Origin of the sequence: Kaistia soli DSM 19436 (assembly GCF_900129325.1) — a bacterium.
In the GTDB taxonomy this organism is placed as follows: domain Bacteria; phylum Pseudomonadota; class Alphaproteobacteria; order Rhizobiales; family Kaistiaceae; genus Kaistia; species Kaistia soli.
On the sequence record NZ_FQUP01000002.1, the window covers coordinates 375,750 to 400,878 of the forward strand.

Consider the following 25,129-nt stretch of genomic DNA (forward strand, 5'->3'; position numbering starts at 1 on the left):
GGCTATCACAATCCGGCGGGCCGGGGCATCCGCCGTTCGGCCGGATCAGCCACCCACATTGAAGGCAGCAAGCGCTGCCATGTTGACGATGTCGCTGTCGCGCGCGCCGAGCGAGAGTATCTGCACCGGCTTGTCGAGGCCGACAAGAAGCGGTCCGATCACCGTCGCCCCGCCGAGCTCCTGCATCATCTTGGTCGAGATCGAGGCGGAGTGGAACGCGGGCATGACCAGAACGGTCGCCGGCCCCGAGAGGCGGCAGAACGGATAGGCCGCCATGACTTTCGGATTGAGCGCGACATCGGCTGCCATCTCGCCGTCGAACTCGAAATCGACGCGCCGCCGCTCAAGGATTTGGACCGCTTCGCGTACATGCCGCGACCGCTCGCCCTCGGGCTGTCCGAAGGTCGAATAGGCGAGCATCGCGACGCGCGGATCATAGCCGAGCCGCTTGGCGAAGCTCGCGGCTTCCTCGGCGATATCGGCCAGCTCCTCGCCGGAGGGCATGTCATGCACCGCGGTGTCGGCCACGACGACGGTGCGGCCGCGCACGAGCACGATCGAGACGCCGATCACGCGGTGTCCCGGCCGCGTATCGATGACCCGTCGGACATCGGTGAGTACGGTCGAATAGTTGCGCGTGACACCGGTCACCATCGCGTCGGCATCGCCGAGGGCGACCATGGTGGCGCCGAAATAGTTGCGATCGGTGTTGATGAGGCGCTGGCAGTCGCGGAAGAGCAGACCCTTCCTCTGCAGCCGGGCATAGAGGAAGTCGATATAGTCGGCGTTGCGGCGCGACAGGCGGGCGTTGTGGATCTCGATGCCGTCGCGGATCTCGATGCCGGCATGCGCCGCCGTGTCGCGCACGATGTCCTCGCGGCCGATGAGGATCGCCGTGCCCAGCTTCTGCGCGGCGAAGCTTGCCGCGGCGCGGATCACCTGTTCCTCCTCGCCCTCTGCGAAGACGACGCGCTTCGGATTGCGGCGCACACGCTCATAGATGCGGGCGAGCGTGCCGACGATCGGATCGCGCCGCGCCGACAGCTGGATCTTGTAGGCAGCCATGTCGGCAATCGGCTTGCCGGCGACGCCCGAATCCATCGCCGCCTGCGCCACCGCCGCCGGAATCTCCGACAGGAGACGCGGATCGAACGGCACCGGGATGATGTAGTGAGCCCCGAAGCGCGGCCGCACGCCCTGATAGGCGGCGGCGACCTCGTCCGGCACGTCCTCGCGGGCGAGGGCGGCCAGAGCCTTGGCGGCGGCAATCTTCATCGGCTCGTTGATCGTCCGCGCCCGCACATCGAGCGCGCCGCGGAAGATGTAGGGGAAGCCAAGGACGTTGTTGACCTGGTTCGGATAGTCCGAGCGTCCCGTCGCCATGATCGCGTCGTCGCGCACCTCGGCGACCTCTTCCGGCGTGATCTCGGGATCGGGATTGGCCATCGCGAAGATGATCGGTCGCGGCGCCATCGAGCGCACCATGTCCGGCGTCAGCGCGCCCTTGGCGGAAACGCCGAAGAAGATGTCAGCGCCCTTCATGGCGTCTTCCAGCGTGCGGGCGACTGTGTCCGTCGCATGCGCCGTCTTCCACTGGTTCATGCCTTCGGTGCGGCCCTGATAGACCACGCCCTTTGTGTCGCAGAGCAGGACGTTCTCGGACGGCATGCCCATCGCCTTGACCAGCTCGATGCAGGCGATGCCGGCTGCGCCCGCACCATTGCAGACCAGCTTGGTGGTCTTGATGTCGCGTCCAGTCAGATGCAGTGCATTGATCATTCCCGCTACGGCAATGATTGCGGTGCCATGCTGGTCGTCATGGAAGACGGGAATGTCCATCAGCTCGCGCAGGCGGCTTTCGATGATGAAGCAGTCCGGCGCCTTGATGTCCTCGAGATTGATGCCTCCGAAGGAGGGTCCGAGATAACGAACCGAATTCACGAAGGCGTCGACATCCTCCGTGTCGATCTCGAGATCGATCGAATCGACATCGGCGAAGCGCTTGAAGAGGACGGCCTTGCCTTCCATCACCGGCTTGGACGCGAGCGGCCCGAGATTGCCGAGGCCGAGAATGGCCGTGCCGTTCGAGATAACGGCGACGAGATTGCCACGCGTCGTATAGTCGAAAGCAAGGCTCGGATCGGCGGCAATCGCCTTCACCGGCACCGCGACGCCGGGCGAATAGGCGAGCGACAGATCGCGCTGCGTCGCCATCGGCTTCGTCGGGGTGATTTCGAGTTTGCCCGGCCGCCCGCGGGCGTGGAATTCCAGCGCCTCCTGGTCCGTGACGGCGGGACCGCTGCGCGCGGGCTTCTTCACTTCGGTCATAGGTGACGGCTCTGGGTCAGGCGTTTCCGAAAGGTGGACGGCTCTTCAGGGCCGTCTCGAAGGCGGAGGGCGACGATAGCATTGGATGACTGAATGTGAAGCGGCGAGATTGATGCCGGACGGGTGAAACAGCTTTCGCGCTTTGCTAGGGTCAGGCCATGTTGGACAATGCCAAGACGGATCCGGCGAGCGCCCGCGCGACGCCCATGATGGAGCAGTATCTGGAGCTGAAGGTCGCCCATCCGGGCACCCTTCTCTTCTACCGGATGGGCGACTTCTACGAGTTGTTCTTCGGAGACGCCGAAATCGCATCGCGCGCCCTCGGCATCACGCTGACGAAGCGCGGCAAGCATCTCGGCGAGGACATCCCGATGTGCGGCGTGCCGATCCATGCCGCGAACGACTATCTGCAGAAGCTGATCGCGCTCGGCCACCATGTTGCCGTCTGCGAGCAGACCGAGGATCCCGCCGAAGCGAAGAAGCGCGGCGGCCGCTCCGTCGTGAAGCGCGACGTCGTGCGCATCGTGACGCCGGGCACTATTACGGAAGAAACGCTGCTGCGTTCCGGCGAGAGCAACTATCTCGCGACGCTGGCGCGCGGCCGCGGCGTTGGGCCGGGCGGCAGTGATCGCTGGGCGCTTGCCTTCATCGATATCTCCACCGGTGAATTCCGCGTCGTCGAGACCGATCGCCAGCGTCTTGCCGCCGATGTTGCGCGTATCGATCCGCGCGAACTGCTGGCGCCGGATTCCCTCTTCGCTGACGAGGAGGCCGGCGCCCTGCTACGCGGTTTGCCGTTGCAGCCGAGCCCTCTTCCCGCCGCCTTCTTCGACGGCTCGACCGCCGCGAGCCGGCTCGCGGGCTATTTCGGCGTCGGGACGCTCGATGGCATCGCAGCATTTTCGCGGGTTGAGCTGGCGGCCGCCGCCGCTGCGCTTGCCTATGTCGAGAAGACCCAGATCGGCGCGCGCGTGCCGCTTGGCCGGCCGCTTCGCGAGACCGAAGGCGGGCTGCTGCTGATCGATGCGGCGACGCGCGCGAATCTCGAACTGACGCGCACCTTAACCGGTGAACGGCGCGGCAGCCTGCTCGCCGCGATCGACCGCTGCGTCACCGGTGCCGGCAGCCGCATGCTCGCGGCGCGCCTCGCCGGCCCGATTACCGATCCGGACGAGATCGGCCGCCGGCTCGATGCGATCGACTGGCTGATCGCCGCCCCCGATCTTCGTCGCCGGCTGCGCGAGCAACTGGCGGCCTGCCCGGATCTCGCCCGCGCGCTCTCGCGCCTCGCGCTCGATCGCGGCGGCCCGCGCGACCTGGCCGCCATCGGTGCGGGGCTCTCCGCCGCCGCGGCGATCGCGGAGCTGCTCGGCGACGCCGAGGGGCTGCTGCCCGACGAGATCGCCGAGGTGGCCACGGTGCTCGTCGCCTTGCCGCCCGGCTTTGCCGAGCGCATCGGTGCCGCGCTCGATGACGAACTGCCGCTTTTGAAGCGCGATGGCGGTTTCGTCCGGCCCGGACATGATGGCGAACTCGACGCCACGCGGGCGCTCCGCGATGAAAGCCGACAGGTGATCGCGGCGCTGCAGGGCCGCTACGCCGCAGAGACGGACGTCAAGACGCTGAAGATCCGTCACAACAACGTCCTCGGCTATTATATCGAGGTGCCGCAGCTTCATGGCGAAAGGCTGCTCGGCGCCGATTTCGCGGGACGCTTCATCCACCGCCAGACGATGGCGGGCGCGATGCGCTTCGTCACCACCGAGCTCGCCGGCCTCGAAGCGCAGATCGCCTCGGCTGCCGACAGGGCGCTGCAGCGCGAGCTCGGCGTGTTCGACACGCTTGCCGTCGCCGTGAAGGATGAGGACGCCGCGATCCGGGCGGCGGCCGGGGCGCTCGCCCGCCTCGATGTCGCGGCTGGCCTTGCGACCCTCGCCGAAGCGGAGGGCTGGTCACGGCCGCTTGTCGATGGCTCGCTTGCCTTCGAGATCGAGGGCGGCCGTCATCCGGTCGTCGAGCAGGCCCTGAAGCGGGCCGGCGAAAGCTTCGTCCCGAACGACAGCCGTCTCGGGGATGCAGGCGCCGAGGCTGGCCGCATCTGGCTCATCACCGGGCCGAACATGGCCGGTAAATCGACGTTCCTGCGCCAGAACGCGCTTATCGCCGTGCTGGCGCAGATCGGCAGCTACGTGCCGGCGCGGCGGGCGCAGATCGGCGTCGTCGACCGCCTGTTCAGCCGCGTCGGCGCCGCCGATGATCTTGCACGCGGCCGCTCGACCTTCATGGTCGAGATGGTCGAGACCGCGGCGATCCTCAACCAGGCGACGGCGCGCTCGCTCGTTATCCTCGACGAGATCGGACGGGGCACCGCGACCTTCGACGGTCTTTCGATCGCCTGGGCGGCGATCGAGCATCTGCATGAGGTCAACCGGTCCCGCTCGCTGTTCGCGACGCACTATCATGAGCTGACGGCGCTGGCGCAGCGGCTGGACCGTCTCGAAAACGCCACCGTCCGCGTGCGCGAATGGCAGGGCGACGTTGTCTTCCTGCACGAGATCGTGCCCGGTGCGGCGGATCGCTCCTATGGCATCCAGGTGGCGAAGCTCGCGGGCTTGCCACCATCCGTGGTGGCTCGGGCCCGCGCGGTGCTTGAGCGGCTGGAGGAAGGCGACAGAAAGTCGCCGGCGACCACCCTGATCGATGACCTGCCGCTGTTCGCGGCTGCTCGGGTCGCCGAGATGCCGAGCGTTCCGGCCGTCGAGGATCCGCTCGGGCCGGCGCTCGATGCGCTTCTTCCCGACGAGATGACGCCGCGCGACGCGCTCGAGGCGCTCTACCGGCTCAAGGCGTTGCGGGCGCGCCCGCAGCGCATCTGACCGCACAGAGCCGCTGCGTTGGATCGCCAGCATGGCGCCGTAAAGCGAAGTGGATTAGCCTTCTCCGTCAAACGCCGTATCCGGATGCCGTCCCCTTGATGAACCGTTCCGAATCCGCCCTCATCGATGGGCGCAAGCTCTCATCCGAATTGCAGGCGCTGGCCACCGCCGAACAGGATGAGGGCCGCCGCAGGCCACTCGTGCTCGCGCGCCTGAAGGAAGTCCTGCGCGAGGGTCGCGCCCGCGCCGAGGAGCGGCTTCTCGCCGGGCAGCAGGGATCCGCCTGCGCCCGCAGCCTCTCCGACATGATGGATGAGATCATCCGCGCGACTTATGATGTCGGCGCTCATGTCGTCTATCGCGTCGACAAGCCCTCAACGGCGGAGCGGATGGCGGTCGTCGCGGTCGGCGGCTATGGCCGCGGGATGCTGGCGCCCGGCTCCGACATCGATCTCCTCTTCGTGCTGCCCTACAAGCAGACGCCCTGGGGCGAGAGCGTGGTCGAGTTCATGCTCTATATGCTCTGGGATCTCGGTCTCAAGGTCGGCCATGCGACGCGCAATGTCGACGAGTGCATCCGCCTGTCGCATGGCGACATGACCATCCGCACCGCCATCCTCGAGTCCCGCTTCCTCTGGGGCGAGGAAAAGCTCTTCGCCGATCTCGAACAGCGTTTCGACAACGAGGTCGTCAAGGGAACCGGGCCGGAATTCATCGCCGCCAAGCTTGCCGAGCGGGACGAGCGCCATCGCCGCCAGGGCGCCTCGCGCTATCTGGTCGAGCCGAACGTCAAGGAAGGCAAGGGCGGCCTCCGAGACCTGCACACGCTGTTCTGGATCGCCAAGTATTTCTATCGCGTCCGCTCAGGAGATGCGCTGGTCGAGGCCGGCGTGTTCTCGCGCAGTGAACTCGCGCTGTTCCGCAAGGCGGAGAACTTTCTCTGGTCGGTCCGCTGCCACCTGCATTTCCTGACAGGACGCGCGGAGGAGCGGATCTCTTTCGACGTGCAGCGGGAAATGGCGGTACGGCTCGGCTACACCTCACATCCCGGCATGAAGGATGTCGAGCGCTTCATGAAGCACTACTTCCTTTACGCGAAGGATGTCGGCGACCTGACGCTGATCTTCTGCTCTGCCCTCGAGGAAGAGCATGCCAAGCAGACGCCGCTGCTCAATCGTCTCTTCGGCGTCTCGCCGCGCCGCCGCCGCCGCAAGATCGCCGGCACGACCGATTTCGTCGTCGAACACGATCGCATCAACATGGCGGACCCCCATGTCTTCGTGCGCGATCCGGTCAACCTGATCCGCCTGTTCCACCTCGCCGACAAGCATGACCTCGCCTTTCATCCCGACGCGATGAAGGCCGTAACGCGGTCGCTGAGGCTGATCGATGCCGATGTGCGCGAGGACAAGACCGCCAACCGCCTGTTTCTCGACCTGCTCTCCTCGCGCAACCAGCCGGAGATCGTTTTGCGGCGGATGAACGAAGCCGGCGTGCTCGGCCGTTTCGTGCCGGATTTCGGCAAGATCGTCGCGATGATGCAGTTCAACATGTATCATCACTATACGGTCGACGAGCACCTCATCCGCTCGATCGGCGTTCTCGCCGGGATCGATCGCGGTGAGCGCAGCCAGGACCATCCGCTCGCGAATTCGCTGATCGCGACGCTGCAGGATCGCACCGTGCTCTATGTCGCGATGCTGCTGCACGACATCGCCAAGGGACGGCCGGAAGATCACTCGATCGCCGGTGCGCGCGTCGCCCGCAAGCTCGGGCCGCGTTTCGGTCTGACGCCGGCCGAAACCGAGACGGTGGCGTGGCTGGTCGAGCATCACCTCCTGATGAGCATGGTGGCCCAGTCGCGCGATCTCGGCGACCGCAAGACGATCCAGGATTTCGCCGCCGTCGTGCAGAGCCTCGAACGGCTCAAGCTGCTTCTGATCCTCACCATCGCCGATATCACGGCGGTCGGGCCGGGCGTCTGGAATGGCTGGAAGGGCCAGTTGCTGCGCACACTTTATTACGAGACCGAGCCACTGCTCACCGGTGGCCACAGCCAGATCTCGCGCGACAAGCGGGTCGCCGCCGCCAAGGCGGAGCTCGATCAGGCACTGGCCGGCTGGCCGGACGCGGAGCGGGAGACCTATCTCGAGCGCCACTACCCAGCCTATTGGCTGCGTGTCGACCTCGCCCGCAAGATCGCCCATGCCGAGCTGATCCGGGAGGCCGATGCGACCGGCAAGTCGCTGGCGACCGCAGTGGCGGTCCGCTCTTTCGAGGGCGTCACAGAGATTACGGTTCTAGCGCCCGATCATCCCCGGCTTCTGTCGATGATCGCCGGCGCCTGCACGGCGGGCGGCAGCAATATCGTCGATGCGCAGATTTTCACGACGACGGACGGACGCGCCATCGACACGATCTTCATCGCGCGCGAGTTCGAGACCGACGAGGAGGAGACGCGGCGCGCGCTGAAGGTCGGCGCCTTGATCGAGGACGCGCTGTCCGGCAGCGTCGCTTTGCCCGAGGCGATCGCCCGCAAGGCCAAGCCGCGCGCCCGCATCAAGGCTTTCACCGTGGAGACGCGGATCCTCTTCGACAATTCCTGGTCGAACCAGTTCACGGTTATCGAGGCCTCCGGCATCGACCGGCCGGGCCTGCTCTATGATCTGACGCGCTCGATCTCCGATCTCAACCTCAACATCGCCTCGGCCCATATCGCGACCTTCGGCGAGCGCGCCGTGGATGTGTTCTATGTCACTGACCTCATGGGTAGGAAGGTGACCAATGCCGGGCGCGAGGCCGGGATCCGCCGCCGCCTCGCGGAAGTATTCAACGGTGCGATGGCAACTGAGAAGTCGCCCTTGAAGAAGGTCGGATGACGCCCGCATGTCGCTGATGCGGAACTTCATGACCGTGGGCGGCTCGACGATATCGAGCCGCATCCTCGGTTTTGTCCGCGACATGTTCATGGCGGCGGCGCTCGGGACCGGGCCGGTTGCCGATGCCTTTCTCGTCGCCTTCCGTTTTCCGAACCTCTTCCGCCGTCTCTTCGCCGAAGGCGCCTTCGCGTCCGCCTTCGTGCCGCTCTTTGCCCGGACGCTGGAGGGCGAAGGCGTCGACGCGGCCCGGCGCTTCGGTTCGGAAGCCCTGTCCGCCCTGTTGGCGCTGCTGATTGCGATCACGCTTGTCGCCGTGATCGGCATGGTGCCGCTGATGTATGTGATGGCGCCGGGATTCGTGTCAGATCCGGCGAAGTTCGACCTGACGGTCATGTTGACGAGGATTGCCTTTCCCTATCTGACGCTGATCTCGTTGCTGGCCCTCTATAGCGGCGTGCTCAACGCCCGTGGGCGCTTCCTCGCCGCCGCGATGGCGCCAGGACTTCTCAACGTGGCCCTCGTGGCGGCGCTCGCCTTCATCCTGCTCTCGCACCACGACACCACGGCCGAAGCGGGGATTCTGCTCGCCTGGGCGACGCTGGTCGGCGGCGTATTGCAACTTGGGCTGGTCGTTGGCGCTGCCTGGCGCGACGGCATGGCGCTCCCGCTCCGCTGGCCGCGGCTGACGCCGGGTGTACGGCGGCTGACGGCGCTGGCGGTCCCCGGCCTCATCGCCGGCGGCGCCACGCAGATCAACATCGTCATCGGCACAATGATCGCCTCTTTCGCGCCAGGTGCGATCGCGGTGCTCGGCTATGCCGACCGCCTCTACCAGCTGCCGCTCGGCATCGTCGGGGCCACCATCGCGGTGGTGATGTTGCCCGATCTCTCGCGGCATCTGCGCGCCGGGCGCGCCGATCTTGCCGATCACACCCAGAACCGCAGTCTCGAATTCGCCATGGCGCTGACATTGCCGGCGGCGATCGCGCTGTTCGTGCTGGCGAAGCCGATCGTGCAGGTCATCTACCAGCGCGGCGCGTTCGGTCCTGACGATACGCTGGCGACGGCGGAAACGCTGATGGGCTTCGCGGTGGGGCTGCCCGCCTTCGTGCTCATCAAGGTTTTCTCCCCCGGCTTCTTTGCCCGCGAGGATACCAAGACGCCGATGTGGTTCGCGGCGGTCGGCGTCGCGGTCAACATCGCGCTGTCGCTGGCGCTCTTTCCGAGGTTCACTTATGTCGGCATCGCTGTCGCCACCAGCGTCTCCGGCTGGCTCAATGCCGGCCTGCTCGGCTGGATGCTGCACCGGCGCGGCCACTTCCTCTTCGACGCAAAAGTCAGGCGCAGCCTGCCTCTGTTGCTCACCGCCGCGCTCGCCATGGGCGTTGGCGTCTTCTTCGCCGCCTGGTGGGCCGAGCCCTTTCTCGCCGATCGCCGCGTGCTGATGCGTGCCGGCGCCATGGCGGCGATCTGCCTTGCGGGGCTGCTGCTCTTCGCCGCCTTCTGCCAGGCTGTCGGAGTCGTCGATTTTCGCGGCCTCGTCGCGACGCTCAGAAAACGCAAGGGCTGAGCCGTCCGCCGCTTGCGCGCCACGCCTCACCGCGCGATAAGGCGCCCGCGCAAAAAGGGTGCCCCATGACCGAATTCCAGCCGCGTGTCTTCTCCGGTGTCCAGCCGACCGGAAATCTCCATCTCGGCAATTATCTCGGCGCGATCGTCAATTTCGTCGCGCTGCAGGACAGTCATGACTGCATCTATTGCGTGGTCGACATGCATGCCATCACCGTCTGGCAGGATCCGGCCGAGCTTTCGCGCCAGATCCGCGAGGTGACGGCCGCCTTCGTTGCCGCCGGCATCGATCCGGTGAAGCACATCGTCTTCAACCAGAGCCAGGTCTCGGCCCATGCCGAGCTTGCTTGGGTCTTCAATTGCGTCGCGCGCATCGGCTGGATGAACCGCATGACGCAGTTCAAGGACAAGGCGGGCAAGGACAAGGAAAATGCCTCGCTCGGCCTGCTCGCCTATCCGAGCCTGATGGCGGCCGACATCCTCGCCTACAAGGCGACGCATGTTCCCGTCGGCGAGGACCAGAAGCAGCATCTGGAGCTGACGCGCGATATCGCGCAGAAGTTCAACAACGACTATGCCGGATCGATTGCCGGACATGGCTATGGCGACGCCTTTTTCCCGCTGACCGAGCCGCTGATCACCGGACCGGCGACGCGCATCATGAGCCTGCGCGATGGCACCAAGAAGATGTCGAAGTCCGATCCATCCGATTACTCGCGCATCAACCTCACCGACGATTCGGACCAGATCGCCCAGAAGATCCGCAAGGCCAAGACCGACGCCGATGCGTTGCCCGGCGAGACGGAGGGCCTCAAAGGTCGTCCGGAGGCGGACAATCTCGTCGGCATCTATGCAGCTCTCGCCGGGCTCTCGAAGCAGGCTGTGTTGGACCAATTCGGCGGCCAGCAATTCTCGGCGTTCAAGCCGGCTCTGGCCGAGCTCGCGGTGCAGAAGCTCGGGCCGATAGGCGCCGATATGCGCCGCCTGATGGCCGATCCGGGGCATATCGACCAGATCCTCGCGAACGGCGCCATCCGTGCCGATGCGATCGCGCGGCCGATCCTCGACGGCGTCAAGGACGTTGTCGGCTTCATCCGCCGCAATTGACCCGCCGCTTGCCGTCCGTCCGGCGCGGTGGCAGCATCGCGCCATGCTGAAACGGCGCAGCACAGAGGCCGGTCACCGGCGCAAATTCCTGGCGGTCCTCGATGACACGCCGGAATGTTCGCGCGCGGTGATCTATGCCGCCCGCCGCGCCGAACGCACCGCGGGCGGTCTCACCATGCTCTATGTGATCGAGCCGTCGGGTTTCCAGCACTGGATCGGCGTCGAGAACATCATGCGCGCCGAGGCGATGGACGAGGCCGAGGCGACTTTGGCCCGTTTCGCCGATATCGTCCGCCGTCATTCCTCGGTCGAGCCGGAACTCGTCATTAGAGAGGGCAACAGGGCCGAGCAGATTACCGGCTTGATCGCCGATGACGAGGATATCGCGATCCTCGTGCTCGCTGCCGGTACCGACAAGGACGGTCCGGGTCCGCTCGTGACCGCGATGGCAGGCCGCCATGTCGCGCATTTTCCCGTGCCGATCACCATCGTGCCAGGCACGCTGACCGACGACGACATCGCCGCGATCGCCTGAACGAAAAAGGGCGCCCGAAAGCGCCCTTCACGATGTCGATCGTAATCGGCTTACTTCGCCGGTTTCGCCTTGGCAGCCGCCTCGACGATCTCGAAGGTGATGTTGCGGCCGTGCTGGCGGGTATAGAACACGCGCCAGCCATTTTCGAACGGGGTCGGCACGGCCGTGCCGATCAGGCCCTCGACGGTCGGGTCGCCGTTCGAGACGTGGATGCCGGTGATTTCGTTGTCGCCGTCATTCTGGAAGCCATTGTCGGCATTGCCGATCGACGCGTCGATCGTCGCCATGTCGTCGCGGGTCTGCGACAGGAAGCGGATCGGATCGGGTGTCGATGCCTTGGCATAGTCGGCCGTCACGTCGGCGATATAGCCGGAATCGACCGCATTGCGCTGGCCATGCAGCTTGTCGCCACCATCCTCGACCACCATCAGTTGGGTGTCGTTGAGGAAGGAGAGATTGTCGAAGCCGGTATGGGTGACGTCGCCGCGCCAGATGATGGCGAGGCGTCCCTTTTCGGCCGAAGGCGAAGCCTGCGTCACGCGGAACACGCCGCCGAAGCCGCCGAACTCGGCACCGGCCTCGGTCTTGGCGTTGGTGTCGCCCGTGGCGGTGAAATAGAACTCCTCGAAGCCGGTGCCGGGCCGGAACTGACCGTTCTCGGGCCGCTTCATCGGCGTCGCCTTCGCCTGCTTGGCGAGCTCGTTGGCGTCGAAGGTCTCCGTCGCGCCGGCGGCTGTTTCCTTCAGCGTAATCCAGCGCGTCGGCAGTTCGTTGCCATAGGCGTAGATCAGCTTCTGTTCGGGCGCGAGGATGTCCTGATCGGTCTGGCCGTCATGGAAGACGATCGGATTGTTGTACGCGTCGAGAACCTGCAGCGCCTGGAGCTTGCCGCCCTTGGTGAGGTCGCTCTTGTCGGCCGGCACAAAGCGATAGACGAACGAATTCGGCTGCTTGGCATTCTTTGTCTTGGAACCGCCCTTGCCGCCCTCATCCTCGACCAGCCAGAGATTGCCGTCCGAATCGACTTCGACGCCTTCGTAGGAGGCGCGGCCGGTGAATGCCGAGATGTCGGTCACCTTGGACGGGAAATCCGCCGTGGCGATCCAGACTCCGCCATCCTTGCCTTCCTCGGAGGTCAGCAGAAGCATTTTCGCGAAGGGGTCCCAGGCCGAACCGTCGATGAGCGGCAGCGCCTTGCCGTCGACATCGGTCGAGGCCATCAGCGTGACGCGGTGGGCCTTGGCGGCGTCGAGATTGATGCGCGTCAGGCCGCCATGGATAACGCCCTCGGCGTCCTTCGGGCCGTTCTCATGGCCCTGAAACAGGAAATGCGTACCGTATTTCACGCCCTTCGCCGGACCTGTCGCGCCCGACATGACCAGATAGGTGTTCTTGTCAGGCTCGGTCTTGGTCGCCTCGACATTATGGCCCGGCGACTGCACGGCGCCCTTGGCAGGAGCCAGCGGGCCGTCCTTGCCATAGCCGTAGTAGCCGAGATCCTTCGAGGGATTCTCGAGCTTGAAGGCGCCTTCCGCGACGGGAACCTCGGCAAGGCCAGGCGCGAGCACATCCTCGGCCGGCTTGACGACGGCTGAGGGAAGCTTGACCGGGTCGGCGAGAGCGGGAAGCGACAATGCAAGGAGTGCACTGGACGTCAGAAGGATGCGTTTCATAATCGGTAGCCCCGTGGTGATGAGGGAGCTTTCCGTTAGGCCCGGCCGATTGCGTTTCGATGACAGCCTTTCGCTGCAACCTGCCGGCAACAGGCGCTTGAATCATGACTGTCAAAGTACGATTTCTACAGCGACGGGCGTGATTCCGCTTGAAGCGGCCCCGCCGATCGCCCACAACACTCTTAGAAGAATTCCAATTAAGCTTGCGGCGAGGCCCCCCGATGTTCATACAGACCGAAGCGACTCCCAATCCAGCGACGCTGAAGTTTCTCCCCGGACGCCCTGTGCTCCCCGAGGGAACGGCGGAATTCCGCGATCCGGCCGAGGCCGGTCGTTCGCCGCTCGCCGAGCGGCTGTTCTCGGTCAACGGCGTGTCCGGCGTGTTTCTCGGCCACGACTTCATCAGCGTGACCAAGGCGAATGGCGAGTGGCAGCATCTGAAGCCGGCGCTGCTCGGTGCCATCATGGAGCATTTCATGGCCGGCGTTCCGGTCATGGTGCAGGCTGGTCCTGCCCAGGCGGCGGCTGGCGAGGCCGGCGCCGAGTTCTTCGAGGAGGCTGACGGCGAGATCGTCGAGACCATCAAGGAGCTGATCGAGACGCGTGTTCGCCCGGCTGTGGCGCAGGATGGCGGCGACATCACCTTCCAGGGCTTCCGCGACGGCATCGTCTATCTGAACATGCGCGGCTCCTGCTCCGGCTGCCCGTCCTCGACGGCGACGCTGAAGAACGGCATCCAGAACCTGCTGCGCCACTTCATCCCGGAAGTGCGCGAAGTTCAGGCGGTCAACTGAGCCCGCCACTGCTCCGAATGAAATGAGAGCCCGCCTTTGGCGGGCTCTTTTGTTTCAGGATGGCGGTGTCGCCTGACGTTCAGGGACGGATCAAGCGCCGCCTACCAGCGCTGGTGTACGTGCGGCCGGATATCCTCGTCATAGATCGTCTTCAGAGCCGCCATGGTCGCAGCGTCGAGAGGCGCCAGCGTTGCGGCCTCGGCATTGGCGCGGGCCTGTGCCTCGTTCTTGGCGCCGGGGATGGCGACCGTTACCGCGTCGAACATCAGGATCCACTTCAGCGCGAACTTGGCCATCGTTGTGTCGCCCCCGACCAGCGGCCGAATGCGTTCGACCGCCGCGAGACCCGCTTCATAAGGAACGCCCGAGAAAGTCTCGCCGACATCGAAGGCCTCGCCATGGCGGTTGAACTGGCGATGGTCGGAACCGTCGAAATGCGTGTCCGCCTTCATCTTGCCGGTGAGCAGGCCGCTCGCGAGCGGCACGCGGGCGATGATCGCAGTCTCGCTTTCCAGCGCGCGCTGGAAGAGCCGCTCGATCGGGCGCTGGCGGAAGATGTTGAAGACGATCTGGATGGAGACGACGCCGGGATATTCGAGTGCCTTCAGCCCTTCCTCGACCCGCTCGACGCTGACGCCGTAATTCGCGATCTTTCCGGCCGCGACGAAGTCGTCGAGCGCAGCAAAAACCTCGGGGCGGTAATAGACATCGGTCGGCGGGCAATGAAGCTGGACGAGATCGAGCGTCTCCATTTCCAGATAGTCGCGGCTGCGATCGATGAAGCCTTCAAGTGCCTCGGCGGTATAGCCGGCGGCGACATGCGGCTGCAGCCGGCGGCCGGCCTTGGTGGCGACGAACGGCCGCGCGCCGCCGCGTTCGCGCAGGACGCGCGCAATCAGCTTTTCTGACCGGCCGTCGCCGTAGACATCGGCGGTGTCGATGAAGGTCACGCCCGCGTCGAGGGCGGTGTTGAGCGCGGCGATCGCATCGCTCTCGTCGACATGGCCCCAACTGGCGCCGATGGCCCAGGCGCCGAAGCCGATCTCGCTGACCTGTCGGCCGGTTCGTCCGAATGTCCGCGCGCGCATGTCTCAACCTCCAAACTGTCTGTCGCGGAGGTTATCGGTCTCCGGCCGCCTCCTGACAAGGGCGGGCCGGCGGCGAATGCGCGGTCAGTCCGGCTCGAACAGGGGCACGAGCGCCATGGCGGGCACGGTGACGAGGCCGCGATCGGTGATGCGAATCTCGGGGATGACCGAGAGCGGGATGAGATTGAATCCCATGAACGGTATCGAGCAGCCGGCCTCGGCCCAGGCGGCTTTCAGCGCCCGCAATTCCTCGGCGACCTCCGGCACGCGCTTGTCGGACAGAAGCCCGGCGATAGGCAGCGCGATATGCGCCTTGACGACGCCGTCGGCGACGACGGCAATGCCGCCTTCCGTCTCGGCGACCGCAGCGAGCGCGAGGCGCATATCGGCCTCGTTGGTACCGGCGATGATGATGTTGTGCGCATCATGCCCGACACTCGAGGCCACAGCGCCGCGCTTGAGGCTGAAGCGTGACAAGACGCCGTGGCCGACATTGCCATCGCTCTTGCCATGCCGCTCGACGACGCTGACGAAGCAGAGGCCGTGCCGATCGAACAGTGTCGACCAGTCATTGGCCGGCTCGATCGCAATCCGGTCATGCGTCAGCGTGATGCCGGGCAGCTCGGTGCGGATGGCGTTGAGGATCCCGGGACCCGCCGGAAGATCAGGCGTCAGCTTGAGCGCGGCGGGAAGATGGACCGTGTGATAGGCCGCGTCCGGATAGCGATAGCGATCGGAAAGCGCGGCATCGAGCAGTGGCGTTATGCGACGCCCGTCGACGACAAGCGCACCGCCATACCAGGTCGATTGCGGCTCCAGCTCATCGTTCATCAGGACAAGATCGGCCCGCCGGCCACCCCCAAGTCCGCCTATTTCTCCGTCCTGCCCGAAACGCGTCGCGCCATGCAGCGAGCCCATTGCCCAGGCGGTCTCGGGTTTCACGCCGGCGCGCACGGCCTCGCGCACGACGAAGTCCAGCCCGAAATCGGCGAGGTCGTCAGCGTCGCGATCATCGGTACAGACGGCAATGCGCTTGGTCGAGGCACCAAGTTCCGTCACGGTCTTGATCGCCTCGGGCAACGAATGCCAGGCGGTGGTCGGCGGCCCACCGCGCAGGAAGATCCAGATGCCGGCTTCCAGAAGGTCGTCGGCAATGTCACGGTCGATCGCCTCATGCGTGTCCGTGATGCCGCTCGCCGCATAAGCGGCGACGAAGTCGCGGCCATAGACATGGCCCGAGACGGGACGGCCGCGCTGGAGCGCCGCCTTGAGGATCGCATGGCTGCGCTCGTCGCCCATCGTGACCGGGACGAAATCCATCTTCTCGCCGAGCGCGACCGCCTCCGGCCAGCGATCGAACAGGCCGGCAATTTTATCGGGCGTCAGGTCGCCGCCGGCCGTTTCCAGCTCGGGCGAAGTCGCGGGGACGGTCGAGGGCACGGTGAGGAAGATGGAGAGCGGCGCGGCGCGCGCGTCCTCCAGCATCGCCTCGATGCCGGCGACGTCCATGACATTGCCGATCTCGTGGCTGTCACAGAAGATCGTCGTCGTCCCGTTGAGCAGCGCCGCCTCGGCATAGGCCGACGCAGTCACCATCGCCGATTCGATATGGATATGCGGGTCGACAAGGCCCGGCCCAATGATGCCGCCACGCGCGTCATAGCGCACCGCGTCGCCCCGATAACTGCCGGAAGGCTTTACGGCGGCGATGCGGCCACCCGAAATCCAGATTTCCCGTTCCGGCAAAATGCGCTCGGAATAGGTCGAGAGCACGCGCGCTCCGGTGATGACGAGGTCGGGCGCCGCACGCGCAGAGGCGACGGCAGCAAGCTGGCGCGTCATGCCTGAAAGCGGCGCCACGGAAAATCGGGTCAGCCGCGTCATCGCGCCCTCCTCAGTGATAATCCGGAATGCCCGGCATCGTGATAAAGCCCGGGATCGTGCGCATGCGTCGCATCCAGCGGCGGAGCGCGGGATATTCGTCATGGTCGATACCGAAATCGCGCGACAGCGCAATCGGTGGGAACAGCGCGATATCGGCGAGCGTCGGGCGGTCGCCAACGAACCACGTCGCGCCGGAAAGATGCCGCGTGGTCATGTGATCTTCCATGACGCGAAAAGCGGCGCGGGCCTGTCGCTCGAGGGCCTCCGGATCGCCGGGCGCCTCCAGCATCGCCGTCAGCCGCGCCGCAGTCGCCGCGCCGAGCGGCCCCCGCACGAAGAACAACCAGCTCACTACCTGCCCGAATTGGGCGGCTTCTTCCGGGAGGAAGGCGCCGCCCGCGGGTTCGGAGCGGGCGAGATAGCAAAGGATCGCTTCCGCCTCGGCGAGCACGAGGTCGCCGTCGACGAGGATCGGCAGGCTGCCTCGCGGGTTGAGCGCCAGATAGGTCGGCGACCGCTGCTCATGGCCGGGATGCACATCGACAGCGATCTTCTCGGCTGTGATGCCGAGGATCGAAAGCAGCAGGCGCACGGTGTAGCAATCGGCGTCCAGCTCGTAATCATGCAGGGCGAGGCTCATTCTGCAGCCTCCAACACGCTGTGGGGCGCGGCTTCGAAGCTGTTGCGCAGCGCCTCGCCGGCAGCGGAGACGGCAACCGCATCCCCCGGACCGGCCAGAACCAGATGCAATGCAGTCCGAGATGCGGTGAAGGGCTGCAGGAATATGAGGACCGGCACGCCGGCGAGGGTTCCGGCATAGCTGCCATCGTCCTGTCTCGTGAAGCCTTTCGATAGCTCCGCAGCGACCGATCGCAGCGGGAGATCGACATAAAGGCTGCGAAGGGCGCGGCCGGACGGCACTGGCGCAGGCGGGGGCGGTGCCTCGGCGCCGAGGGCAGAGTGAACGAAAATAAGGCCGGCCGCCTCGGCGGCGTGATAGGTCGCGACCTTGATCGTCTCGGGCACGGCGAGATCCGGATGAGCCGGAATGGCGCGGCACTGGCCGGCGGTGTCATAGGCCCAGCCATGATAGAGGCAGGCGATGTGGTTGCCGCGCACGAAGCCGAAGGAAAGCCGCATGCCACGATGAGGGCAGCGGTCCTCCCAGACATGGCTGACCCCGGCGAGGTCGCGCCAGACGACCAGCTCCTGGTCGAACAGCCGTGTGCCGGCCGAGGTGCCGGGCTCGATATCGTCGGCGACCGCGACGGCGTACCAGCCTTCCGCAAGGCTCATGATCAAAGTCCCCGATTGAACAAAGATGAGACCGACATCAGCGGCCTTGCTCCAGGCGATAGGCCTCGCGGACAAGGCAATCGATCGGCCCGAGGCTGCACGCCATCTCGAACATGTCGACGAGCGCCGGCTCACCCTCCACCGCAACATCGACGCGGGTGGCGTCGATGCGTCTGGCATCAGCTGAGATCGACAGGCGGCGGGCGCGATGGCGCATGAATTCGGCGAAGCTGTCGGGTTCGAAGTCGCCGAGAAACACCATCTCCACCCGCTCCCGCATACGCCTTATCCCGCCTGAACGTTCTCGCCGCGCCCATCCGGTCTTGCGCGTCAGCCCAACAATCAGGCATGTCTAGCGTCTGGGCAACGCGACATCAACACGCGGTGGATCGGAGAACGGTGACATGGCAAGACCGGCGGAAAAGGCTTCGCTCGACAATTGGTATGTGATCGACGCGCTGGCCGACATCCCGGCCGAGCTGCGACCGAACCGCCTGCTCGGGCGCGATCTTGTCGTGTTCCGGGACGGTGACGGCGTTCCGGTGGTGCGCGAGCGCCTTGCAGACGGCTCACTCGGGGCGCCGCTGCCAACCCGCGAGCGCTGGGGCTATCTCTGGACGACGCTGGGCGCGCCGCCGCGCGAACTCTTTGATATCCCCGAAGCCGATGAGCCGGACCGCCGCCATGTCGTCTGTGGCTCGGTCGCCGTGCGCGCTTCCGGCCTCCGGATCGTCGAGAATTTTCTCGATATGGCGCATTTTCCGTTCGTCCACACCGATATCCTCGGTGCCGAGCCGCATACGGAGGTGCACCACTACACGACCGAGATCCGCCGCGACGTGGACGAGGTCTGGGCGACCAATTGCGAGTTTTTCCAGCCGCAAGCGGCACTCTCGGCGCAGGGCGGCATCATGACGCAATACATGTATCGCGTCGCCGCGCCGTTCCAGACGCTGCTCTACAAGACCTGCCCGGCGGCGGCGAACCGCTGGGACGTTATCTGCCTGTTCGTGCAGCCACTGGACCATGATCGCTGCCGCGCGCATCCGGTGATGTTCATCGTCGATGACGAGAGCACCCTCACCAGCATGATCCATTTCCAGCAGCTGATTTTCCTGCAGGACCGCATCATCCTCGAGAACCAGCGGCCGCGCCTCTTGCCGCTGGAGCCGCGCGCCGAAATCCCGACTCGCGCCGACATCTCCTCCGTCGCCTATCGGAGATGGCTGAAGGAGAAGGGCGTCACATTCGGAACCGCGGAGCGCGCGGCCTGAGCGATCGAAGGTTTTGCCTCAAGGCTCGATCTCGATCACGCATTCGATCTCGACCGTCATGTTGCCCGGCAGGGTCGACATGCCGACAGAGGAGCGAGCATGGCGCCCCTTTTCGCCGAAGACCTGCAGGAAGAGGTCGGAACAGCCATTGATGACGCCGGGCGTATCGCCGAACTCTGGCACGCAGTTGACCATGCCGAGCACCTTGCCGATGCGCTTGACGCGGTCGAGATCGCCGAGCGTCTCCTTCATCACGGCAATCAGATAGAGCCCCGTGAGCCGCGCGCGGTCGTAACCCTCAGCGACGGAGACGCCGTCGCCGAGCTTGCCAAGGGCATTCTCTCCTGTGGGCAGCAATGGCCCCTGCCCGCCGAGAAACAGCAATCCGCCCATCTGCACGGCGGGAATATAGGTTCCAACGGGCGTTGGAACCTTCGGCAGGGTGATGCCGAGGTCTTCGAGGCGTTTTTCGATCAGCATGGAGGTCGTTCCAGAGCGGGTCATCGGCCCGGGTCCGGGCGCGTCGGCGGTCAGCAAAGCGGCTCGGCGTTAAGAAAGCGCCAAGGCCGCGCACCGAGCCCCAGCTTGCGCACCGTTCGCCGCCATTGTAAGGCCGGACGGCGGGAACGGACGAGACTATGGCTGAAGCGGTGACCGAGGATGCGGCGCGGACGGCGAAACCGGAAACGGGGCGCGGTTTCGGCGTGCAGTTCATCTATGACGCCCTGAAGCGCGACATTCTTGAGATGCGCCTGCCGCCGGGTTCAGGCCTTGACGAGACACGGCTCTCCGAACGCTTTTCGATGTCGCGCACGCCTGTCCGAGAGGCGCTGGTCCGGCTGGTGGCGGAAGGGCTCGCGACGACGCTCCCCAATCGCAACACCATCGTCTCTTCGATCGACTTCGCCAATCTGCCGGTCTATTTCGACGCGCTGACGCTGATGTACCGCGTCACGACGCGGCTCGCGGCACTGAAGCGGACCGAGGCCGACATTGCACGGCTGAAGGCGGAGCAGGTCAAGTTCGCGGCAGCGGTGCGCGCGGCCGACGCCCTCGCGATGATCGGCACCAACCGCGACTTCCATGTCATCATCGCTGAAGCCGGGCGCAATCGCTACTACACCGAGCTCTTCACGCGCCTGCTCGACGAAGGCAGGCGCATCCTGCGCGTCTATTATTCATCCTTCGATGATCACCTGCCCGATCCCTATGTCGCCGAGCACGACCTGATGATCGCTGCGATCGAGAACCGCGATGCCGACGAAGCCGAGCGGCTCGGCGGGCGCCATGCCCGCCAGATCATCGCGCAGCTCCAGGCTTTCCTCGCCTCGGGCGCCGGCGCGGCGATCGCGCTCGGCGGCGAGAATTGAGGCGGGGTCGGACTAGCCGCCCGCCGCCGACAGGAACTTCTGATAGACGAAGCCGCGCTTGTCGCCGGCGACGACTTCGCACCAGCCCTTGCAAGAAACGATCTGGACAGCCGTGCCCTGGCCGAGCACGGCGATCACCGGCGCGCCGTTGTCAGGATTGGTCCGGAGCTTGACGCCGCTGGCAATGCGGCCGGCACCCGGCTTGACCGAACCGGCGCTCACGCCACCAACAGACGCAGGCTTCGGCGTGGCGACGGTTTCGGAGGGCGTCGGAGCGGCAGGCGCAGGATCCATGGCGGCTAGATCAGCGACCGGCGTTTCGCTCGGCGTCTCGCCGGACGGAAGCGGCGCGGTCGGCGAGAGAGACGGCGTCACCTGCATGACCGTCGGCTGCGTCATTTCGGCGGGAACCGTATGCTGCGCGGTGTTGTCGACGGCAGCGCGGGCCGGTGCTTCTACCTCCGGCGTGGCCGCCATCGGCTGCGTCTCAATCTTGGCAATCGTCGTCGGTGCGGATCCGGTGTCAGTCGCAGCGGGTTTGTCGTCGACCTTGGCCGGCTCTGCTGCGGCGACGGCGGCGGCGGGCGCCGCTGTCGCGGGAGCCGCTGTGGCCTCGGAGGGCGCAGTATCGTTGCGCGCCGTCAGCGCCCGGATCGTCATCCCAGCGCCCACGGTCGCAAGGAGGATCAGCAGCGAAACGGCGATCACCGGTTTCACATAGGCGCGCCGGGCGCCGGGCATGGGAAGGCGCAGCGCCGGGACCGGCTCGGACTTGCTGGCGATGCGCGACGCCGCAGCAGGGCTCGCGGCCGCCTTGCGAGCCCGCGGCAGGGGCGAATTGAGGCGGTCTTCGCGGCCGCCGGGACGCGGCGAGTTCGGATTGCGCTTCGGCATTGGTGCTTCGGTAGCCGGGGAGCGCGCAACAGCGCTTCCCGCGACGGGGACATATGCAATGGGCTCGCTGCCGATATCGTCTTCGTTGAAGCTGCCGCGCGGAAAATCCGGGTGGTCGAGATCAGGCTCGGGGACGGCGGGCGCCGCCCGGCGTGCGTCCCGGTCGCTCTGGCGGATGCTCGCAAGAAGGCGGTCGAGCGCTTCCTGATCAGGCTCGGAGGCCTCGGGCGGCAGGGCGGCCGCCGGTGGAGGGCTGGCTGCCGGCGCTTGAGGTGCTGGTTCCGTGGGCGTCCGCGCGACCTCGTCGAAGAGTGCCACCATCGACTGCAGATCGCTCATCAGCGCGGCTTCAAGCTCGCCGCCGAGATCGGGCGCAGCTTCGGATGCTTGGGCGGCGGGCTGAGACGGTTCAAAGCCAGGAAAGGCCACCAGCTTATCGCGAGCGCCGTCTGCGGAACGTGGCCTCAGGCGTGCGGCGGCGGCATTGCGCACGGCCGCTTCAAATCCGGCGGCGCCGGTATCGGCGCTCGCCGAGCGCAGCGGAACTCGCAGTGCTGCCGATTTTCCAGGTGGTGTCATTCCAGAATCCTTCGAATGATGCCGAGCCCACAGATATCGAACCGCTTACCCACCAGTCGGCTCGCGCCGTAGCCCTGCATTCTGCACGGCGCCGGCTGCAGCCAGGACGGTCGGTGCGAAGACCATCATGGCTAAAATTTTATTAAACCGCGCTTGATCTCAAGACCCGCGGCGTCTTTCTCGGTCCGGCCAGCATGCTGGTTGCACGGCCGGGCAGAAGTCGTGATCGCTAATTGAGGCGAGACTTAGGGCATTGTCGAGCGGCTTCGCCGCAGACGGCGCGCAAAGACCATCAGGAAATGCCTCGGGGCGGGCTCAGCTACGCTGTGGCGCCTGCCGGACCCGGTGACTGCGCGGGTCGAGCGTTCTCAGCGTGAAGACATAGACCGGGACGCCAGAGATCACGACCAGCGCCGCGGCGAAGGGCGCCGCCGCGGCATAGGCGCCATCGCTCGTCAGCGACCAGACCTCGGTGGCGAGCGTCGCGACGCCGGTAGGCGCAAGGATCAACGTGGCGGTCAGTTCGCGCATCAGTTCGAGCGCGACGAGGGCGAGGCCGGCGCCGAAGCCGGGCGCAAGCGCCGGCAGCGTCACGGAGACGAAGGCGGCGAAGGCGCCGCGGCCGAGCGTGCGGGCGACATCCTCCATTTCCGGCGAGACCAGCTCGGCCGAGGCGCGCAGCGCCGATTGAGCGAGCGGCATGAAGAGGATGGCATAGGCGGCGAAGAGCACCGCTCGCGTCTGGTAGACCGCCGGCAGCAGGCGGATCGACGCATAGACGAGCGCGAGCGCCACCACGAGCCCGGGCAATCCGTGCACCACATAGGGAAGGCGCTCGGCGAGGCGCGCGAGGCGCCCGCCGCCGCGAAGCGCCACCAGCACGAGCGGCAGCGCCACCAGCGTGGTGACGAAGGTGCCGGGGATGGCGAGAGACAGCGATCCCCACAGCGCCGGACCGATCGCCTCTAACCCGCGCCCGGCGGACACGCCGCGCAGCAGCCAATAGCCGAGCCGGCCGAACGGCACACCGAGCGAGATCACCGCAATGAGCGCGAAGAAGGCAATCGCCGGCAGCGTCCAGCTTCCAAGCTTTGCCAGACGTCGGCCGCGCACCGCGCTGCGGCCGACCTTGTCGCGGCGTTGGCTGCCGCGCAGATAGATCTCGCCAAAGGCCACCGGCAGGCAGAACAGCATCAGCATCGCCGAGAGGACAGCAGCGCTGGCATTGTCGAATTGCAGTTCATATTGCTGGAAGATCGCCGTCGTCAGCGTCTGCACGCGCAGAAGCGACAGCGCACCGAACTCCGACAGCATATGCGCCGCAACCAGCAGCGCGCCGCCGCCGGCCGCTGGCAAAGCCCGCGGCACGATCACCTTGAGGAAGGTGGCCCGGGGACCCTGCCCGAGCGAACGGGACACTTCCTCGGGCCCCGGATCCATGCTGCGCAGCGCCGCCGCGACGGGCAGGAAGACGAGGGGAAAACTCTCCATCGAGAGGATCAGGATAGCGCCGGGAAGGCCCTGGAAGGCTGGACCGATCGACTTCCAGGCGAAGCTCGCGACGAAGGCCGGCATGGCGAGCGGCAGGCAGAAGAGGATGCGCCAAAGCGCCCGTCCGGGCAGGTCGGAGCGCTCGGTGCACCAAGCGCCGGCAAAGCCGATCAGGAGAGCGAGAATGGTCACCGAGAAGGTGAGCACGCTCGTGTTCCAGAACAGCATCAGCGTGCGCTGGCGGAAAAGCTCCTCGGCGATGCCAGCCCAGCCCGCATCGACAGAGCGGATCAGCACATAGATGATTGGGAGCGCGATCAGCGCTGTCGGCACAAGCGCGGCGAGGACAAGAAAGGGCGGCAACGTACGCCGCCTGCGGCCGCGGCGGGGACGCGGCGAGGCGATGACGCCGGCCAGATCGCCGAAGCTCTCGCTCAAGCCAGTTCCGCCTCACGCAGCAATTCGAGTGCCGCACCGGCATCGCCGAGCTGGTTCGGCGTCACGGGAGCGGGATCGAGCGTCTCGAAGGGTGTCAGCGGAAAAGGCGAGACGACGCCGGGCCGCAGCGGATATTCCGCGATCGCGCCGACGATGGCCGCCTGGCCCTCGGCGCTGACCATGTAGGCGACGAAGCGCTGGGCAGCTTCCGCGTTCTTCGCCGATTTGAGGACGCCGGCGCCGGAAACGGTGATCAGCGTGCCGGGATCGCCATGGCCGATATTGTAGATCGCGGACTGGACATCCTCGGCTCCGATCTCGCGGGCGAGCGCATGCCAATAGTAGTTGTTGGACAGCGCGATGGGGATGTCGCCGCCTTCGACCGCTTCGACCGCCGCGGAATCGGAATTATAGACCCGGCCATACTGCTTGAGGCCCTTCAGCCAGGCGAGCGCGGCCTCCCGGCCTCGGAGGATCATGACCGCCATGATCTGCTGCTGGAAGGCGCCGCTCGCCGGCGCGAAGGCGACCTTGTCGGCATAGGCTTCGCTTGCGAAATCGAGCACGGATGGCGGCAGTGTCTTCGGATCGACGGCCGCCTTGTTGTAGACGACGACGCGGCAGCGCGCGGTGGCGCCGATCCAGGTGCCGTCCTTGGCGGAATAATTGGCGGGGACCGACGCCAGCGTGTCGCTCTTCAGCGGCGCCAGGAGACCCTTCTCAGACAGGGCGAACAGCGAGGGGCTTTCCTCCGACCAGAAGAGATCGGCCGGGGAATGGTCTCCCTCCTCGATCAACTGGCTGGCAAGCTGCGCGCTCGATCCGTGGCGGACGGAAACATCGATCCCGGTCGCTGCCGTGAAGGCGGCGATGAGCGCCTCGACGGGCGGCCGGTGCTGTCCGTTATAGACCGCGAGCGTGGCGCCTTCCGCCCGGGCTGGGCGAGCCGCGCCGGCAACAAGCGCGGGACTGCCGATCAGGGCGGCGCCACCAAGAACGGCTCGCCGAAGGAACGCGCGGCGCGAAACGGGATACATTAGAATAACTCTATGTT

General features: G+C 66.1%; 19 protein-coding genes. 8 read left to right on the forward strand and 11 right to left on the reverse strand.

The window, feature by feature from the left end; translation table 11 throughout:
* Positions 1–45: 45 nt before the first annotated feature.
* Positions 46–2,328, reverse strand: coding sequence for an NADP-dependent malic enzyme (locus BUB39_RS11315; RefSeq protein ID WP_073053242.1), 2,283 nt, complete (start codon positions 2,326–2,328; stop codon positions 46–48).
* Positions 2,329–2,486: 158 nt separating this feature from the next.
* Here BUB39_RS11315 and mutS point away from each other — a divergent pair, with 158 nt between their 5' ends.
* From mutS to BUB39_RS11340, 5 genes are all read left to right on the forward strand, one after another.
* Entirely contained in the window at positions 2,487–5,204 is a 2,718-nt protein-coding gene (gene mutS / locus BUB39_RS11320; protein ID WP_244540228.1) for a DNA mismatch repair protein MutS, read from the forward strand.
* Between the two features lie 98 nt (positions 5,205–5,302).
* Positions 5,303–8,083 (forward strand): [protein-PII] uridylyltransferase, encoded by a 2,781-nt coding sequence (locus BUB39_RS11325; RefSeq protein WP_073053243.1) that lies wholly within the window; start codon positions 5,303–5,305, stop codon positions 8,081–8,083.
* Positions 8,084–8,090: 7 nt separating this feature from the next.
* Positions 8,091–9,653, forward strand: coding sequence for a murein biosynthesis integral membrane protein MurJ (murJ, locus tag BUB39_RS11330; protein WP_073053244.1), 1,563 nt, complete (start codon positions 8,091–8,093; stop codon positions 9,651–9,653).
* A 65-nt stretch (positions 9,654–9,718) separates the two neighbouring features.
* On the forward strand, positions 9,719–10,759 hold the full coding sequence (gene trpS / locus BUB39_RS11335; protein WP_073053245.1) for a tryptophan--tRNA ligase: 1,041 nt from the start codon (positions 9,719–9,721) through the stop codon (positions 10,757–10,759).
* 43 nt (positions 10,760–10,802) lie between these two features.
* Positions 10,803–11,294: a universal stress protein gene (locus tag BUB39_RS11340; protein ID WP_073053246.1), complete on the forward strand. Its 492-nt coding sequence runs from the start codon at positions 10,803–10,805 to the stop codon at positions 11,292–11,294.
* Between the two features lie 50 nt (positions 11,295–11,344).
* Here BUB39_RS11340 and BUB39_RS11345 read toward each other — a convergent pair whose 3' ends face one another.
* The gene (locus BUB39_RS11345) at positions 11,345–12,967 is read right to left on the reverse strand and encodes an alkaline phosphatase PhoX (RefSeq protein ID WP_073053247.1); all 1,623 of its coding nucleotides are present in this window, start codon (positions 12,965–12,967) and stop codon (positions 11,345–11,347) included.
* 221 nt (positions 12,968–13,188) lie between these two features.
* Here BUB39_RS11345 and BUB39_RS11350 point away from each other — a divergent pair, with 221 nt between their 5' ends.
* A complete protein-coding gene (locus BUB39_RS11350; RefSeq protein WP_073053248.1) occupies positions 13,189–13,761 on the forward strand; it encodes a NifU family protein in 573 nt (190 codons plus the stop codon).
* A gap of 101 nt (positions 13,762–13,862) precedes the next feature.
* On the opposite strand, the gene BUB39_RS11355 is transcribed toward BUB39_RS11350, so the two are convergent.
* From BUB39_RS11355 to BUB39_RS11375, 5 genes are all read right to left on the reverse strand, one after another.
* Positions 13,863–14,849, reverse strand: a complete 987-nt coding sequence (locus BUB39_RS11355; RefSeq protein WP_073053249.1) for an aldo/keto reductase — start codon at positions 14,847–14,849, stop codon at positions 13,863–13,865.
* An 84-nt stretch (positions 14,850–14,933) separates the two neighbouring features.
* Entirely contained in the window at positions 14,934–16,733 is a 1,800-nt protein-coding gene (locus tag BUB39_RS11360; RefSeq protein WP_073053250.1) for an adenine deaminase C-terminal domain-containing protein, read from the reverse strand.
* 10 nt (positions 16,734–16,743) lie between these two features.
* Positions 16,744–17,373: a glutathione S-transferase family protein gene (locus tag BUB39_RS11365; protein WP_073053251.1), complete on the reverse strand. Its 630-nt coding sequence runs from the start codon at positions 17,371–17,373 to the stop codon at positions 16,744–16,746.
* Positions 17,370–18,029 (reverse strand): Rieske (2Fe-2S) protein, encoded by a 660-nt coding sequence (locus BUB39_RS11370; protein WP_073053252.1) that lies wholly within the window; start codon positions 18,027–18,029, stop codon positions 17,370–17,372. Before BUB39_RS11370 ends, BUB39_RS11365 begins: the two co-directional genes overlap by 4 nt.
* A gap of 37 nt (positions 18,030–18,066) precedes the next feature.
* Positions 18,067–18,309 carry a hypothetical protein gene (locus BUB39_RS11375; RefSeq protein ID WP_073053253.1) on the reverse strand — a complete coding sequence of 81 codons (243 nt, stop codon included), beginning with the start codon at positions 18,307–18,309 and terminating at the stop codon, positions 18,067–18,069.
* A 124-nt stretch (positions 18,310–18,433) separates the two neighbouring features.
* Here BUB39_RS11375 and BUB39_RS11380 point away from each other — a divergent pair, with 124 nt between their 5' ends.
* Positions 18,434–19,303, forward strand: coding sequence for an aromatic ring-hydroxylating oxygenase subunit alpha (locus BUB39_RS11380; RefSeq protein WP_073053254.1), 870 nt, complete (start codon positions 18,434–18,436; stop codon positions 19,301–19,303).
* Between the two features lie 18 nt (positions 19,304–19,321).
* On the opposite strand, the gene BUB39_RS11385 is transcribed toward BUB39_RS11380, so the two are convergent.
* Positions 19,322–19,783, reverse strand: coding sequence for a RidA family protein (locus BUB39_RS11385; RefSeq protein WP_073053255.1), 462 nt, complete (start codon positions 19,781–19,783; stop codon positions 19,322–19,324).
* Between the two features lie 158 nt (positions 19,784–19,941).
* On the opposite strand from BUB39_RS11385, the gene BUB39_RS11390 reads away from it, so the two are divergent.
* Entirely contained in the window at positions 19,942–20,673 is a 732-nt protein-coding gene (locus tag BUB39_RS11390) for a GntR family transcriptional regulator (protein ID WP_073053256.1), read from the forward strand.
* A gap of 12 nt (positions 20,674–20,685) precedes the next feature.
* Here the strand turns inward: BUB39_RS11390 and BUB39_RS11395 are convergent, their stop codons facing one another.
* The 3 genes from BUB39_RS11395 to BUB39_RS11405 all read right to left on the reverse strand — a co-directional run bounded on the left by BUB39_RS11395 (position 20,686) and on the right by BUB39_RS11405 (position 25,112).
* On the reverse strand, positions 20,686–22,146 hold the full coding sequence (locus BUB39_RS11395; protein ID WP_073053257.1) for an SH3 domain-containing protein: 1,461 nt from the start codon (positions 22,144–22,146) through the stop codon (positions 20,686–20,688).
* Positions 22,147–22,461: 315 nt separating this feature from the next.
* Complete coding sequence (locus BUB39_RS11400) at positions 22,462–24,075, reverse strand: ABC transporter permease (RefSeq protein ID WP_084527251.1); 1,614 nt, start codon at positions 24,073–24,075, stop codon at positions 22,462–22,464.
* Positions 24,072–25,112 (reverse strand): extracellular solute-binding protein, encoded by a 1,041-nt coding sequence (locus tag BUB39_RS11405; protein WP_073053258.1) that lies wholly within the window; start codon positions 25,110–25,112, stop codon positions 24,072–24,074. Before BUB39_RS11405 ends, BUB39_RS11400 begins: the two co-directional genes overlap by 4 nt.
* Positions 25,113–25,129 lie beyond the last annotated feature (17 nt).